Raw genomic sequence first — 15,526 nt, forward strand, 5'->3', positions numbered from 1 at the left:
TTGCGGCGGTCACCGAAGCCCGGCGCCTTGACGGCGGCGATCTTCAGGCCACCGCGCAGCTTGTTGACGACCAGCGTGGCCAGAGCCTCGCCTTCGACGTCTTCCGAGATGATGAGCAGCGGCTTCGAAGTCTGCACGACAGCCTCGAGCACTGGCAGCATCGCCTGCAGGTTGGAGAGCTTCTTCTCGTGCAGCAGGATGTAGACGTCCTCGAGATCGGCGACCATCTTGTCGGCGTTGGTGACGAAGTAGGGCGACAGGTAGCCGCGGTCGAACTGCATGCCTTCGACGACTTCCAGCTCGGTCTCGGCGGTCTTGGCCTCCTCGACGGTGATGACGCCTTCGTTGCCGACCTTCTGCATCGCTTCCGCGATCATCGAGCCGACCGACTCGTCGCCATTGCCGGCGATGGTGCCGACCTGGGCAACCTCCTCGGAGGTCTTGATCTTCTTGGCGTTCTTGATCAGCGTCGCGACGACCTCGGTGACGGCGAGGTCGATGCCGCGCTTGAGGTCCATCGGGTTCATGCCGGCGGCAACGGCCTTGTTCCCTTCCTGGACGATCGACTGCGCCAGAACGGTCGCGGTCGTGGTGCCGTCGCCGGCGATATCATTGGTCTTCGAAGCGACTTCGCGGACCATCTGCGCGCCCATGTTCTCGAACTTGTCCTCAAGCTCGATCTCCTTGGCGACGGTGACGCCGTCCTTGGTGATGCGCGGGGCGCCGAACGACTTGTCGATGACGACGTTGCGGCCCTTGGGACCGAGGGTGACCTTCACCGCGTCGGCGAGGATGTTGACACCGCGCAGCATGCGCTCACGGGCGTCGCGGGAGAATTTTACGTCTTTTGCAGCCATGGTTAGCTCCTGACAGGGGCTCGGGAAGAGCCCGAAAACTCAGTTGATGGAGAGGCCGATATTCAGCCGATGATGCCCATGATGTCGGATTCCTTCATGATCAGAAGGTCCTCGCCATTGAGCTTGACTTCAGTGCCCGACCACTTGCCGAACAGGATGCGGTCGCCGGCCTTGACGTCGAGCGGCACGAGCTTGCCGCTTTCGTCGCGGGCGCCGGAACCGACGGCGATGATCTCGCCTTCCTGCGGCTTTTCCTTAGCCGTATCGGGGATGATGATCCCGCCCGCGGTCTTGGATTCGGATTCGACTCGACGAACGACCACGCGGTCATGCAGCGGCCGGAAATTCGACTTTGCCATTTTGGATATCCCTGGTGCCGAGGTTGAAAGGTTCTCCGTTGCCGGAGCCGGTTAGCACTCGCCAGCGGGGAGTGCTAACGTGGCGGTGAGATAGGCTGTAGGTTCATCCTGGTCAAGACGGACGAGCGGACAGCCGAAGAGCAAAAGATTTGGAATCGACACGGAAGCCCGGCCTCATTACGGGGCGCATCCCACTGCCTAAGCGCGTTTCGGCCGTCAGCTCTGGGCCGATTTTTGTGTCTTATTTGAAATGTGAAATTATGTGAAATTAACGGCCGAGCCGTGGCCGCATCCACAAATTGGGTCGCAACGAGCGCTCATCGCTTCGGCAGGCACTTGCAGAAGGCGCTCTGAGAGTACTCCCCGTTCTCGATGGGATCCCGTTTTTCGATGGGAATGGCACCCCGGCTGTTATGTCTCATGCCGTCGCATGCTGTCTAAATCAATAGCATCCTGCATGAGGGGCTTTTTGGCGGGTAAATTCTGAAATTCGCTCTAAATCATTGATTTTGTTGATGAACTGGCGGAGAGAGCGGGATTCGAACCCGCGTTACGGTTTCCCGTAAACACACTTTCCAGGCGTGCGCCTTCAACCACTCGGCCACCTCTCCGTCCTTGACATCTCGCGCCGGCCGGTTTCGCCGCGCGGGTTGGGGAGATGCTCCCATGGGAAGTCCTCAACGGATATGTGGTGCCTTCAACCGGCAGGCAACCCTTCCCTGCGCCGCTAGCCCTCTAGGCAAACAGGCGCGGGGCTCATCTAGTCGATCCGAAAGCGAATGCCAAGCCATAATGGCGTTGCAAAGGCTTTTGGCCGTGGATGGCCCCGAAGGCCGCCTTAACGAGGCGTGCCGCGCGTTCGCGTGATGTGTGTGGGCTGACCCGCAGGAGCCGTTCGCGCCTAGCCGCAGCCTGGTTTCAGAGTGCGTAAGAGCCGGACAGCCGATCTGCAGCCAATGTCATGGAAATCGACAAGGTAACCGCAATTGGCGGGATGCTCCGCCGCAAGCCCGCGCACGGTATTGAGCCGGATCAAATTCCTTGCAGCCGTCGCCTTGCTATGTTGCGCGCTTCCCGGGACAAGGTTGAATGCGCATCGCGATCCTGTCTGACATCCATGCCAACCGTGAGGCGTTCGACGCAGTCCTCGACGTCGTTCGGAGGCAGGCACCGGACCAGCTGGTTCTGCTTGGCGATCTGGTCGGCTACGGGCCCGATCCTGTCTATGTGGTCGAGAAGGCCGCCGATCTGGTGGAGGGCGGCGCATTCTGCATCAAGGGCAACCACGATGAAGCGGCGGCCTTGGGCCGGACCGACATGACGGAGAACGCGCGGGCCGCCATCGAGTGGACCCGCGAACGGCTCGCCCAGAAGCATCTCGACTTTCTTGCGCAGCTGCCGCTTTCGCTCCGGTCCGAAGACCGGCTGTATGTTCACGCCAGCGCGGAGCGGCAGGAAAAATGGCTGTACATACGCGACGTCGACGCGGCGGAACGCTGCCTCTCCTCAAGCGATGCCCGCTTCATCTTCTGTGGCCATACCCACATTCCAGCCATTTACTATGCTTTGCCCGGCAGACGGCCGGTTCATTTTCGGCCGCTCGACAACGTGGCGGCGCCTTTGTCCGAGCTCAGGCGGCATCTTGTCGTCGTCGGGGCGGTCGGCCAGCCGCGTGATGGCAATCCGGCCGCCTGCTTCGCGCTTCTCGACACGGAGCGGCGCGAGGTGACGATGGTGCGCGTTCCTTACGATCATGAAGAAACCGCTCGCAAGATTCAGGCGTCAGGCTTGCCCGGGTGGCTTGGCATGCGCTTGAAGATCGGCCGTTAGTCAGCCTGGAGGCGATGGATGCAGAAGTTCGAGGCAGGGGCAAGCATCGATGGTTTCGAGCTCGTCGAACGGGTCCAGTCCGGCGGCATGGCGACACTATGGCGGGCGAGAAATCCGAAATTCGATTTCCCGCTTCTTCTGAAGATACCGTTTCTCGACCCGGGCGGAGACGTTTCCGTCATTCTCGGCTTCGAAGCCGAGGAACTGATCCTCAAACGCCTGTCGGGTCCGCATGTGCCGCGCTTCGCGGCATCCGGCAGCCTGGCGAAGGTTCCCTATATCGCCATGGAGTTCGTCGCCGGCGTCGGTCTGGCTGAACTGACGAACCGCGCGCCACAGCCGCCGGCCGAGGTGGCAAGGACCGGCGCCGAAATTGCGAAGGCGCTCGCCGCCTTGCACCGCCAGAAGGTCATCCACCTCGATCTCAAGCCCGAAAACATCATTCTGGCCGAGCGCGGTGCCGTGCTTTTGGACTTCGGCCTCGCCCGCCATGCGGAGCTTCCGGACCTTCTTGGCGAAGAGAGTTCCGTGCCGATGGGTACGGCAGCCTATATGTCGCCGGAACAGGTGCTGGGCGAGAGGTCCGATCCCGCAAGCGATATATTCGCGCTGGGCTGCATCCTCTATCAGCTCGCCACCGGCGAGGAGCCGTTCGGGCGTCCGGCCACCTTCGCGGGAATGAAGCGCAGGCTCTATCACGCGCCCAAGCCGCCGCGAGACATCGACAAGGCGATACCGAGATGGCTGGAGGCCGTCATTGTGCGATGCATGGAAGTCGACAGATCCAGGCGCTATGGCGAAGCGGCGCATGTGCTCTCGGATCTCAGGAACCCCGATCAGGTCGTGGTCACCAGGAAGAGCGAGCCATCGAAGGAACGGGCCTGGGGCGCGATCAGGAACCTTTTCCGCAGGACGGACGAGAAGTCGCTGGTAGGCAAGGCGGCCAGCTCCGCGGTGCGCGCGGGACCGCCGATCGTCTTGGCCGCGGTCGACCTTGCCAGCGGAAGCGATGCGCTGGCGGGCGAGGTTCGCAACGAAACCGCGCGTATCCTTGCGGCGCATCAGGATTCCTGGCTGGCCTGCGTGACGGTGTTGAAGACCGAGATTGTCGGTAAGACACCGGATGTCGATGAACCGGGGCGCCTGGTTTATCTGCAGCGGCTGGTCGCGCTGAAGGACTGGGCGCGCCCGCTGCATCTGCCGGAGGACCGCATAAGCTATCACGTGCTGGAGGCGGTCAGTCCGGCCGACGCAATCCTCAACTATGCCGAGCACAATGATGTCGGGCACATCGTCGTCGGCGCGCGATCCTCTTCGGCAATCCGCCGCCATCTCGGCAGCGTGTCGACCAAGGTGGTGGCGCGAGCCCTTTGCTCGGTGTCGGTCGTGCGATTGAAAGCGGTCGAGGAGGAAAGGCGGCTGCGGCCGTGAGGTGGTCGGTGCCCTGCGAGACCATCCGAGCTTGACTTCGGCCTTGCCTGCCTGTCGACTGCTTGCAGAATTGCATTGGGCTTTGCGAGGGGCATTGTCCTGAGATGGCATCGATCGACCAGCGACCCGCAGGGCGGCCGGACAGCGGGCTTTCCTTCATCCCGGTGGCCTGGCTCGTCATCGTCATGGGCCTGTCGGCCTATGGCCTGATCTCGAACTGGCGGCTGATCGGCGACTTCAGCCTGCCGGATAACGTCCTCTTCCTGGTCTATGGCGGCCTCGCCGGCGGCGTCATCACCATTGTGTGGGGGCTGTACCTGCTTGCTCTCGCCTTCAACCGATCCGCCCGTTTCCCGCGCCACTACACGATCTGGCAGGTCGCCATCATCATCTGGATCCTCGTGCGCCAGGCCTATGTGCTGCTCGTGTCCGACTTCGTCTTCTCGGCCGAGGGGCTGGCCTTCACCGTCGCCGAGATCGCCATCGGCCTGCTCTGTATCTATCTCCTGCGCGACGGGGCCGGCGCCGAGACGGTCTACGCTAATCCGGAGACCGAGCGGCCGCCGGTCTTCGTCTCGATCCTCGCCGCGCTGCTCGGCATCATCCTTGGCGGCGCGATCGGCGCCTGCGCCGGATTCTTCGCCGGTTCGCTGATTGCCGACCTGACGCAGATGAGCTGCTTCGAGGGCGCCTGCGGATTTTTCGCGGCTTTCATCGGGCTAGGAGGTATGATCTTCGGAGCGATCGCCGGCGGCATTTTCGCCGTCTGGCGGGTCAACCGGCGCAGACCGGCGCGGGCTCGCTAACATCAAGGGGTCGCAATTTCATGGGGCCGCGATTGCGCGGGAACTGCGCACACTCTATGTCGATGGCGGGGTAGACGGGAGCCTTCCCGGGGAGAGCGTCGATGTTGCGTTTCATCTTTCGGCTGGCGGCCATGGTTGCGCTGTCGATTTCCGTCATCATGGCGGTGATCGACACGACACGCTCGGTCGCCGCCTCCTCGCTGGTGATGACGCCGCTCAATGTAAGCTGGCTCGCGGTTTCGCCGGATACCCGCGCGGCCTTCGAGAGCTTCGTGCGCGCCAAGGCAAGCCCGCTGGTGTGGGACGGCGCCGTCGCCTGGGTGCTCGCGCAGCCCGGTTTCGCCGTGTTCGCGGTGCTTGCCTTCCTGCTCTACGCCATCGGCTACCGGCGCAAGCGTCGGGGCGCGGAATTCGCTCCAAGCCCCTGAAGGGTCTCGTTCCGACGCAATTCCGGACGGAAGGCTACGGCGAAACCGCCGAGCCTGACCGCTTCACACTTTTCCCGGAATTGCTCGAAGAGCCACGCCGGACCGCCCGGTAGCCGCTTTTTCCAACAGGTCAAAAATCCACGTGAATTTTGTTTCGCGCCGTGCCAGATTGACCTTGAGCGGGAAGGGCAAACACTTCCTGCCTGGCATCGCAAGCCTGCCGGAGAACCGGGCAGGCAGGCGGTGCAAAACGGAAAAATAACCGACAGGGTGTGGATCACATGAAACGTATCGTTCTCGGCCTTCTGGCCGCAACCGCAATGGTTCTTCCGGCTTTCGCCGCGGACGTGCAGCCGGCCATCCTCTATGATCTGGGCGGCAAGTTCGACAAATCCTTCAACGAGGCTGCCTATCACGGCGCTGAGAAATTCAAGACTGAAACCGGCGTCGCCTATGTCGAGTTCGAAGTCTCGAATGCCTCGCAGCGCGAGCAGGCGCTGCGCCGCTTCGCCGAGGACGGCCGCAACCCGATCGTCATGGCCGGCTTTGCCTGGGAGGACGCGCTGAAAGCGGTCGCGAAAGACTATCCTGACCTGAACTTCGCCATCATCGACGATGCCGTCGACCTGCCCAATGTGCGCTCGCTGGTCTTCAAGGAGAACGAAGGCTCCTACCTCGTCGGCATCCTGGCGGCGATGGCGTCGAAGTCGAAGAAGGTCGGCTTCATCGGCGGCATGGATATCCCGCTGATCCGCAAGTTTGAATGCGGCTATGTCGGCGGCGCCAAGTCGGCGGGTGCGACCGATGTCATCCAGAACATGACCGGCGACACGCCGGCCGCCTGGAACGACCCGGCCAAGGGCGGTGAGATCGCCAAGACCCAGATCGACCAGGGCGCCGACGTGGTCTACGCGGCGGCCGGCGGCACCGGCGTCGGCGTGCTGCAGGCGGCGGCGGATGCCGGCAAGCTCGGCGTTGGCGTCGATTCCAATCAGAACGGCCTGCAGCCGGGCAAGGTGCTGACCTCGATGATGAAGCGCGTCGACGTCGCCGTCTACAACGCCTTCATGGACGGCAAGAACGGCACCTTCAAGGGCGGCCTCCAGAATCTCGGCCTCAAGGAAGGCGGCGTCGACTACGCCATGGACGACAACAACAAGGCGCTGGTGACCGACGAGATGAAGGCCGCGGTCGAAAAGGCCAAGGCCGACATCATCGCCGGCAAGATCGAGGTGCACGACTATACCGCCGACAACAAATGCCCCTATTGATCGGCAGCTGAAGCAGGGTTTTGAACCGCCGGGCCAGTGCCCGGCGGTTTCATTTTTGAGAAGGGATGATGCGGCCGACGATCGAAGCCATGGCCGAAGGCGGCATTCTATAGCGTGCCGACGATATAGCCGAGCGCGAATGCTGCCAGCAGGGCGAGCGCAATAACAAAACCAAGCCTGCCGCCAAGCGAATGCAGGCCGACGCCGTAGGGCTTGCGCTCGAGCCGGTGGATCATCACCGGCGGCGGTTCGGCCTCGGGAGCGGCAAGGCCAGCGAGGCGCGCCTGCATCTGCGGCAGTTCGGCAAGGCGTTGCGTGACAAGCTCCCAGCGATTGCCGCGCGCTTCGGCTGCCGCGGGATCAAGCGCGCGCAAGCGCTCGGCGAGCCGCAGCACCGTGTCGCGAAAGGCGGGATCGATCTCGAGGTCGCGCTCGGCGCGGGCGCGTTCCCTGTCGTTCATCAGGCCAAAGACATAGTCGCCGGCCCGGGCGACGCGGTCGCTTTCACTGGACATGGCCGTCTTTCCCCATGGCTCCTCACCAATGCGGCGGTTTGGTCACCGGCACATCAGAGGCGGTCTGCTCCAACTCCAGGAACCGGTCGGTCAGGGCGGCAAGCTTGCGCTCCATGCGCTCGATCACCTTCCACTGTTCGGCGATCTGGCCGGACAGTTCCTCGATGGTCTTTTCCTGCTCTGCGGCGCGGATTTCCAGCGTCGTCAGCCGATCGTCAGGCATGGCCATGCAAAACCGGTCCTTGCGAATATCAAGCTCCCACCTAAGCAGATATTCGTGGAATGCCCACGAATATCTGCTTAGGTGGGTTGGTTCTCGCAGGTTCTGATCGCAAAACCGCGGGACACTTTTGCGGAACCTGCCCAGGTTCGAAATTGACAAGGGCGCGGGGATTTGTCGAGAGTGAACGGCCGATTGGCATAAGCGGGGCATCATGCTAGGCATTTTGACCAAGCGATAAAAAACTGAGTGGGACAGGCTGCATGGCGCAAGCCGCAATTGAGCTCATAGGCATCAACAAGAGCTTTGGCGCGGTACGCGCCAACCGCGACATCAACCTGGAGGTCGAGCGCGGCACCATCCACGGCATTGTCGGCGAGAACGGCGCCGGCAAGTCGACGCTGATGTCGATCCTGTACGGCTTCTACCAGGCCGACAGCGGCGAAATCCGCGTCGGCGGCAAGCCTGTTTCGATCCACACGTCCAACGACGCCATCGCGCTCGGCATCGGCATGGTCCATCAGCATTTCATGCTGGTCGACAATTTCACGGTGCTGGAAAATGTCATCCTCGGGGCCGAAAGCGACGCGCTGCTGAAGAGCAGCATAACCAAGGCGCGCTCGGAGCTTGACCGGCTGGAGCGCGAATACGGCCTCGAGGTCGATCCCGACGCCGTCATCGAGGAGCTGCCGGTCGGCCTGCAGCAGCGCGTCGAGATTCTCAAGGCGCTCTATCGCGGCGCCGAGATCCTGATCCTCGATGAACCGACGGGCGTGTTGACGCCGGCCGAGGCCGACCACCTTTTCCGCATCCTCAAGCAATTGAAGGACCAGGGAAAAACGATCGTGCTCATCACGCACAAGCTGCGCGAGATCATGGCGATCACCGACACGGTTTCGGTGATGCGCCAGGGAACCATGGTGGCGACCAGGACGACAAAGGAAACCACGGTCGGCGAATTGGCCGAGCTGATGGTCGGCCGGCGCGTGCTGCTCAGGGTCGAGAAAGGCCAGTCGGAAGCCGGCGCGGTGAAACTGTCGGTGAAGAACCTGACGGTGAAGGACCAGCGCGGCGTCACCATGGTCGACGACGTTTCCTTCGACGTGCGCGGCGGCGAGATCGTCGGCATCGCCGGTGTTGCCGGCAACGGCCAGTCCGAATTGCTCGAGGCGATTTCCGGCATCAGGCATGCGGTCTCCGGCGAGGTGATGCTCGACGGCAAGCCGATCGACCTCACCGGCAAGGCCGATCCCGGCGAATTGCGCGACCGCGGGCTCGCCCACGTCCCCGAGGACCGCCACCATGTCGGGCTGGTGCTTGCGTTCGAGGAGAACGAGAATTCCATCCTCGGCTATCATGACGACGAGCGCTATCTGAAGGGGCCGTTCCTCGACGTCGATGCCATCATGGCCGACGCCAAGGACAAGATCGAGAAATACGACATCCGCCCCACCAATCCGCGCCTCAAGACAGCCAATTTCTCCGGCGGCAACCAGCAGAAGATCGTGCTGGCGCGTGAAATGGAACAGGACCCCGGCGTGCTGATCGTCGGCCAGCCGACGCGCGGCGTCGATGTCGGCGCCATCGAGTTCATCCACAAGCGGCTGATCGCCATGCGCGACCAGGGCAAGGCCGTGCTGGTGGTGTCGGTCGAGCTCGACGAGATCCGTTCGCTCTCCGACCGCATCCTGGTGATGTTTGCCGGCCGTGTCGTCGGCGAGCGCGGCCCGGACGCGACCGAAGGCGAACTCGGCCTCCTGATGGCCGGCGTCGAGCACCAGGAGGCCGCCGAATGAGCACGCCCTACGCCAAGCTGCCGGCCTGGGCCGATTACGGACTGATCCCGCTGATCAACCTGTCGGTTGCCTTCATCGTCGCCGGCTTCGTCGTCATGCTGGTCGGGGAAAACCCGTTCCGCGCCGCCGTCATCCTGGTCGAAGGCGCCTTCGGCAGGGGCACGGGCATCGCATTCACGCTCTTCTATGCCACCACCTTCATCTTCACCGGACTGTCGGTGGCAGTGGCGGCGCATTGCAGCCTGTTCAACATCGGCACCGAGGGCCAGGCCTATATAGGCGGCCTCGGCATCGCGCTCGTGTGCCTGAGCTTCGACAGCGTGCTGCCCTGGTGGGTGATCTTTCCGATCGCGATCGTGGCCGCCGCGGCGTTCGGTGCGCTCTGGGGCCTGATCCCGGCCTATCTCCAGGCCAAGCGCGGCTCGCACATCGTCATCACCACCATCATGTTCAACTTCATCGCGGCCTCGGCGATGGTCTATCTGCTGGTCGGCGCGCTGAAGCCGGCCGGCTCGCAGGCGCCGCAGACGCGCAATTTTCTTGCCGGCGCGGAACTGCCGAAGCTCAACTGGGTGATCGAATTGTTCGGCGCAAAGATCCGCTCGGCGCCGCTCAACATCTGTTTCCTGCTGGCGCTGGTCATGGCTTTCCTGGTGTGGCTTCTGATCTGGCGCACCCGGCTCGGCTATGAAATGCGCACCTATGGCCACAGCCCCAAAGCGGCGCGCTACGCGGGCATTTCGGAAACCCGCATCATCATCACGGCCATGATGATCTCGGGGGCATTGGCCGGCATGATGGCGCTCAACCCCGTCATGGGCGATCAGCACAATGTCGCGATCGATTTCGTTTCCGGCGCCGGCTATGTCGGAATCGCGGTGGCGCTGATGGGCCGACTGCATCCGGTCGGCATCGTCCTGGCGGCCATCCTGTTCGGCATGCTCTACCAAGGCGGCGCCGAGCTCGCCTTCGAGATGCCGGCGATCAGCCGCGACATGATCGTCATCATCCAGGGGTTGGTCATCCTCTTCGCCGGCGCGCTGGAACATATGTTCAGGCCTTACATCCAGGCGCTTTTCGCCTCGGTCAGTCCGAAGTCGGTCGGCATGCAGGCGGTCAAGGGGACGGGGGCCTGAGATGGACATGTTCAACGCAATCGTCCAGGTGCTGGATTCGACCATCCGCCTTTCGGTGCCGCTGCTGCTCGCCTGCCTGGCGGGCCTTTATTCGGAACGGGCCGGCATCTTCGACATCGGGCTGGAAGGCAAGATGCTGGTCGGCGCCTTCGCCGGGGCTTCCGCCGCCGCCGTCTTCCATTCGGCGCTGATCGGCCTCGGCACGGCGATCCTGATCTCGGTTGCTTTCGCCCTGGTGCACGGCTTCGCCTCGATCACGCATCGCGGCAACCAGATCGTGTCCGGCGTGGCGATCAATTTCATCGCCGCCGGATCGACCATCATCCTCGGCCAGGCCTGGTTCAGTCAAGGCGGGCGCACGCCGGCGCTGCAGCCGGGCGAACGATTCGCAGCGATCACCTGGCCCGGCGCCGATGCGATCAGGGACGTGCCGATCATCGGCCCGATCTATGCCGAGCTGATCTCAGGCCATTCGATCCTGGTCTATTTCGCCTTCGCCATGGTGCCGTTCACGTGGTGGGTGCTGTTTCGCACCCGCTTTGGGCTCAGGATGCGCGCCGTCGGCGAAAATCCCGCCGCGGTCGACACCGCCGGCATCTCGGTCGCGTGGCTGCGCTATCGCGCGCTGATCTGCACCGGTATCCTGACCGGCGTTGCCGGCGCCTACCTGTCGATGGCCCAGAACGGCGGCTTCGTAAAGGACATGACGGCGGGCAAGGGCTATATCGCGCTGGCAGCGCTGATCTTCGCCAAATGGAAGCCGGTCAACGCCATGTTCGCCTGCCTGCTGTTCGGCTTCCTCGACGCGGCCTCGATCCGCTTGCAGGGTTCGCCACTGCCGCTTGTCGGCAAGGTGCCGGCGCAGTTCATGCAGGCGCTGCCCTATGTGCTGACCGTCATCCTGCTCGCCGGCTTCATCGGCAAGGCCATCCCGCCGCGCGCCGGCGGCGTGCCTTACGTCAAGGAACGTTGAGGCTGGATTTTCGTCTGCCGCGACCGGCATTTGAACAAGATCGTGGGAGAGAAGAACCGTATGTCGCATGATCTGTTCGAGGCGGCGAAGACGGCGATGGCCAAGGCCTATGCGCCCTATTCGAAATTCCCGGTGGGTGCCGCACTTCGCACGGAGGACGGGCGTGTCTTCACCGGCGCCAACATCGAGGTGGCGTCCTATCCGGAAGGCTGGTGCGCGGAGACGACGGCGCTCGGCCACTACATCATGGGCGGCGGCGGCAGGATCGTCGAGATCGCGGTGATCGCCGAACGCATGGCCAAATGCCCGCCCTGCGGCGGCTGCCGGCAACGGCTGGCGGAATTCTGCCAGCCTGATACGAAGCTCTATCTTTGCGACAGCACCGGCGTGGCCGAGACGGTCACCCTGGGCGACATGCTGCCTTACGGCTTCAGGGGCGAGATACTGAAATGATGGAAGCACTGGATCACCTGGTCGAGAAGCTGGACGGGCTGGCGCCCACGGCGGCGCTCGTGCTGGGCTCGGGCCTGGGCGGGCTGGTCGACCAGGTCAAGGATGCCAGGCGTATCTCATATGCGGAGCTGCCCGGCTTCCCGCGCAGCGGCGTTTCCGGCCATGCCGGCGAGGTGGTTGCCGGGCATTTCGCCGGTACGCCGGTGCTGATGCTGTCCGGCCGCGCGCATTATTACGAGCATGGCAACGCCGCCGCGATGCGCCCGGCGCTGGAGGTGCTGGCCGGCATTGGTATCTCGCATCTGATCCTCACCAATGCCGCCGGCTCGGTCGACCCGGACATGGGGCCGGGCTCGGTGATGCTGATCACCGACCACATCAATTTCTCCGGCTCGAATCCGCTGATCGGCGAGCCGAGCGACCGCCGCTTCGTCGGCCTCACCGAGGCCTATGATGCCGGCCTGCGCGGCGCGATCGAGAAGGCGGCGAAGGCGACCGGCACGGCGCTGCACAAAGGCGTCTATATGTGGTTTTCCGGACCATGTTTCGAAACGCCGGCCGAGATCCGCATGGCGCGCATCATGGGCGCCAACGCGGTCGGCATGTCCACCGTGCCGGAGGTGATCCTCGCCCGCTTTCTCGGCCTCAAGGTCTCCGCCTGCTCGGTCATCACCAACCTGGCGGCCGGCATGACCGGAGCGGAGCTCTCGCACCAGGAAACCAAGGACATGGCGCCGGTCGGCGGCGCGCGGCTGGCGACGATCTTGCGACGCGTCTTCCAGGACGGCTTGCCCGACTGATGCTGCTGCAGGAGATCATCCGCCGCAAACGCGACGGCCACAGGCTCTCGGCCGATGAGATCGCGGCCATCGTCGCAGGGCTGGCGTCCGGCACCATCTCCGAGGGCCAGATCGGCGCTTTCGCAATGGCCGTGTTCCTCAACGGCATGAGCCGCGAGGAAGCGGTGGCACTGACGATCGCCATGCGCGATTCCGGCGATGTGCTCGACTGGTCCGACCTGCCGGGGCCGGTCACCGACAAGCATTCGACGGGCGGCGTCGGCGACAATGTCTCGCTGATGCTGGCGCCGATCGTTGCCGCCTGCGGCGCTTATGTGCCGATGATCTCCGGGCGCGGCCTCGGCCACACCGGCGGCACGCTGGACAAGATGGATGCCATCCCAGGATATGCCAGCCAGCCGGACGTGGCGCTTTTGCGCAAGACGGTGCTGGAAACAGGATGCGCCATTATCGGCCAGACCGCCGATCTGGCGCCCGCCGACCGCAGGCTCTACGCTATCCGCGATGTGACGGGCACGGTCGAATCGGTCCCGCTGATCACCGCTTCGATCCTGTCTAAGAAGCTTGCCGCGGGTCTGGGCTCGCTGGTGCTCGACGTCAAGGTCGGCAATGGCGCCTTCATGGAAAAGTCGCGCGATGCCGTCGCCCTGGCGAACAGCCTGGTCGAGGTCGCCAATGGCGCCGGCCTGAACGCATCGGCGCTGGTGACGGGCATGAACGAACCGCTGGCTTCGGCTGCCGGCAATGCGGTCGAGGTGAAGAATGCGGTGGATTTCCTCACCGGCCGTTTTCGCGACAAGCGGCTGGAGGAGGTGACGCTGGCGCTGGCGGCCGAGATGCTGCAGTCGGCGGGGCTCGTCTCGTCCAACCAGGACGGTATCAGGCGCGCCACCGAGGCGCTTGCCGGAGGCCGTGCAGCAGCCGTCTTCGCGCGAATGACGGCAGTGCTTGGCGGACCGGCCGATTTCGTCGAGAATCCGGAAAAATATTTGCCGGCGGCGCCGGTCGAACTGGCCGTGAAAGCGGAACAGGCCGGCTTTGTGACCGGCATCGCCACGCGCGATATCGGGCTGGCCGTCGTGACGCTCGGCGGCGGGCGTTCCCGCCCGGACGACAAGATCGATCATGCGGTTGGTTTGACCCGGCTGTTGCCGGTCGGCGCCGAGCTGCGCCCGGGGGAGGCGCTGGCGCTGGTCCATGCCCGTACCGACGCGGAGGCCGAGGCGGCAGCGGCGGCCGTGCGTGCCGCTTACACGATCGGAGGCTCGAAGCCGCCGGCCGAAAAGACGGTGCTCAGGCGAATATTGCCGCGCTGACCTATTTACTGGACGAGCAGCAACGCGCCGGCCTGGACCTGGTATTTCTGCAGCCGCTGCAGGAAGCTCATACCGATCAGATTGGTCTGCAGCGCCCGGTCGTCAAGCACCACCGCCTGGACGTTGTCGACCGAGATCTTGCCGATCTGCAGGCGGTCGACCGTCACGACGGCGGCCTTGATCGCTCCATTGGCGGTGTTCACCTGTTGATTGAAATCTGACGGGTTGAGCGAGATGCCGATCCTGCGCGCGGTCGAGCTGTTGATGGCGACCAGCGTCGCGCCGGTGTCGATCATGCCGTCGATCTGCCGGCCATTGAGCTTGAACTGCGATGTGAAATGGCCGCGGCCATCGGCATTGACCAGCACCTGGCGGCCAAGCGGCATCGGCGTAGCAGGTTTGACCGGAACCGAGACGAGATTGACCTGGGGCTCGGCCTTCGGCGCCGCCGGCTGCGCGGCATTGGTCGATTTCAGCAGGCCGTCCACCAGATGCGGATTGGCCTGATAGACGATCGGAATCGAGGCCGAGGTTCCGGCAAAGATGCCGAGGACGAGAAGCTTGCGCAGCATGGATGCCCCTGGATCAAGGCCGCATCCTAACGCCGACATGGTGTTTTGAGCTTTAACGTGCGCCGGAACCGCGCGGCTGTGTAAACGCTCGGTAAACGGATGCGCTCACTTTGTCCCGTACATGCGGTCGCCGGCGTCGCCAAGGCCGGGCATGATGTAGCCCTTGTCGTTCAACTGGCGGTCGATCGAGGCGGTGAAGATCGGCACGTCCGGATGCGCCTTGGTGAAGCGCTCGATGCCTTCCGGGGCGGCGAGGAGACAGAGGAAGCGAATGTTGGTGGCGCCGCGTCCCTTCAGCTTGTCGATGGCGGCGATCGCCGAATTGGCGGTCGCCAGCATCGGATCGACGACGATGACCAGACGGTCGGCAAGATCGCTCGGCGCCTTGAAGAAATATTCGACCGCTTCCAGGGTCTCATGGTCGCGGTAGAGGCCGATATGGGCGACGCGCGCGGCCGGCACCAGATCGAGCAGGCCCTCGAGCAGGCCGTTGCCGGCGCGCAGCACCGAGGCGAAGACCAGCTTCTTGCCTTCCAGCGTCGGCGCTTCCATCTCCTCGATCGGCGTTTCGATCATGGTCGTGGTCAGCTCGAGATTGCGGGTCACCTCATAGCCGAGCAGCAGCGAGATCTCGCGCAGCAGCCGCCGGAAGCCGGCCGTCGAGGTCTCCTTCTTGCGCATGATGGTCAGCTTGTGCTGGACAAGGGGGTGGTCGACGACGGTGACGCCCTGCATGATGTGCTCCAGTGAGTGGTGAATAGTG

General features: G+C 63.8%; 17 protein-coding genes and 1 tRNA gene. 11 read left to right on the forward strand and 7 right to left on the reverse strand.

All coding sequences use genetic code 11. The annotated features are described in order from the left end of the window. From groEL to CK230_RS09950, 3 genes are all read right to left on the reverse strand, one after another. Positions 1-857: chaperonin GroEL (gene groEL, locus CK230_RS09940; RefSeq protein ID WP_141246013.1), on the reverse strand; the 857-nt coding region annotated here is incomplete at its 3' end. A 62-nt stretch (positions 858-919) separates the two neighbouring features. Further along, complete coding sequence (groES, locus tag CK230_RS09945) at positions 920-1,216, reverse strand: co-chaperone GroES (protein WP_095776521.1); 297 nt, start codon at positions 1,214-1,216, stop codon at positions 920-922. A gap of 521 nt (positions 1,217-1,737) precedes the next feature. After that, a tRNA-Ser gene (locus tag CK230_RS09950) sits at positions 1,738-1,827 on the reverse strand. Between the two features lie 478 nt (positions 1,828-2,305). Here CK230_RS09950 and CK230_RS09955 point away from each other — a divergent pair. The 5 genes from CK230_RS09955 (at position 2,306) to CK230_RS09975 (ending at position 6,982) form a co-directional block, all read left to right on the forward strand. Beyond that, positions 2,306-3,046 (forward strand): metallophosphoesterase family protein, encoded by a 741-nt coding sequence (locus tag CK230_RS09955; protein WP_095817022.1) that lies wholly within the window; start codon positions 2,306-2,308, stop codon positions 3,044-3,046. Positions 3,047-3,064: 18 nt separating this feature from the next. Beyond that, complete coding sequence (locus tag CK230_RS09960; RefSeq protein ID WP_095817023.1) at positions 3,065-4,477, forward strand: bifunctional serine/threonine-protein kinase/universal stress protein; 1,413 nt, start codon at positions 3,065-3,067, stop codon at positions 4,475-4,477. Between the two features lie 104 nt (positions 4,478-4,581). Continuing rightward, positions 4,582-5,283, forward strand: coding sequence for a DUF2569 family protein (locus CK230_RS09965; RefSeq protein ID WP_095817024.1), 702 nt, complete (start codon positions 4,582-4,584; stop codon positions 5,281-5,283). 101 nt (positions 5,284-5,384) lie between these two features. After that, positions 5,385-5,711, forward strand: a complete 327-nt coding sequence (locus tag CK230_RS09970; RefSeq protein ID WP_095817025.1) for a hypothetical protein — start codon at positions 5,385-5,387, stop codon at positions 5,709-5,711. A gap of 281 nt (positions 5,712-5,992) precedes the next feature. Continuing rightward, positions 5,993-6,982: a BMP family ABC transporter substrate-binding protein gene (locus tag CK230_RS09975; protein WP_095817026.1), complete on the forward strand. Its 990-nt coding sequence runs from the start codon at positions 5,993-5,995 to the stop codon at positions 6,980-6,982. Between the two features lie 107 nt (positions 6,983-7,089). Here the strand turns inward: CK230_RS09975 and CK230_RS09980 are convergent, their stop codons facing one another. Together CK230_RS09980 and CK230_RS09985 are read right to left on the reverse strand one after the other, a co-directional pair. Further along, entirely contained in the window at positions 7,090-7,497 is a 408-nt protein-coding gene (locus CK230_RS09980) for a hypothetical protein (protein WP_095817027.1), read from the reverse strand. Between the two features lie 22 nt (positions 7,498-7,519). Further along, entirely contained in the window at positions 7,520-7,726 is a 207-nt protein-coding gene (locus tag CK230_RS09985; protein WP_095817028.1) for a SlyX family protein, read from the reverse strand. Between the two features lie 254 nt (positions 7,727-7,980). Between CK230_RS09985 and CK230_RS09990 the strand changes: the two genes are divergently transcribed. From CK230_RS09990 to deoA, 6 genes are read left to right on the forward strand one after another with little or no spacing between them, the layout of a single operon-like run. Next, positions 7,981-9,513 carry an ABC transporter ATP-binding protein gene (locus CK230_RS09990; protein WP_095817029.1) on the forward strand — a complete coding sequence of 511 codons (1,533 nt, stop codon included), beginning with the start codon at positions 7,981-7,983 and terminating at the stop codon, positions 9,511-9,513. Then, entirely contained in the window at positions 9,510-10,649 is a 1,140-nt protein-coding gene (locus CK230_RS09995) for an ABC transporter permease (protein ID WP_095817030.1), read from the forward strand. The genes CK230_RS09990 and CK230_RS09995 overlap by 4 nt, the downstream gene beginning before the upstream one ends. Before the next feature lies 1 nt (position 10,650). Then, positions 10,651-11,622 (forward strand): ABC transporter permease, encoded by a 972-nt coding sequence (locus CK230_RS10000; RefSeq protein ID WP_095817031.1) that lies wholly within the window; start codon positions 10,651-10,653, stop codon positions 11,620-11,622. A gap of 60 nt (positions 11,623-11,682) precedes the next feature. Next, entirely contained in the window at positions 11,683-12,075 is a 393-nt protein-coding gene (cdd, locus tag CK230_RS10005; RefSeq protein ID WP_095817461.1) for a cytidine deaminase, read from the forward strand. Beyond that, the gene (locus tag CK230_RS10010) at positions 12,072-12,875 is read left to right on the forward strand and encodes a purine-nucleoside phosphorylase (RefSeq protein WP_095817032.1); all 804 of its coding nucleotides are present in this window, start codon (positions 12,072-12,074) and stop codon (positions 12,873-12,875) included. Before cdd ends, CK230_RS10010 begins: the two co-directional genes overlap by 4 nt. Then, complete coding sequence (gene deoA, locus CK230_RS10015) at positions 12,875-14,191, forward strand: thymidine phosphorylase (protein WP_095817033.1); 1,317 nt, start codon at positions 12,875-12,877, stop codon at positions 14,189-14,191. Before CK230_RS10010 ends, deoA begins: the two co-directional genes overlap by 1 nt. A 5-nt stretch (positions 14,192-14,196) precedes the next feature. Here deoA and CK230_RS10020 read toward each other — a convergent pair whose 3' ends face one another. Beyond that, positions 14,197-14,763 (reverse strand): TIGR02281 family clan AA aspartic protease, encoded by a 567-nt coding sequence (locus tag CK230_RS10020; protein ID WP_095817034.1) that lies wholly within the window; start codon positions 14,761-14,763, stop codon positions 14,197-14,199. A 105-nt stretch (positions 14,764-14,868) separates the two neighbouring features. Next, positions 14,869-15,498, reverse strand: a complete 630-nt coding sequence (upp, locus tag CK230_RS10025; RefSeq protein WP_027165262.1) for a uracil phosphoribosyltransferase — start codon at positions 15,496-15,498, stop codon at positions 14,869-14,871. Positions 15,499-15,526 lie beyond the last annotated feature (28 nt).

Origin of the sequence: Mesorhizobium sp. WSM3859, from assembly GCF_002295065.1 — a bacterium.
Lineage (GTDB): Bacteria > Pseudomonadota > Alphaproteobacteria > Rhizobiales > Rhizobiaceae > Mesorhizobium.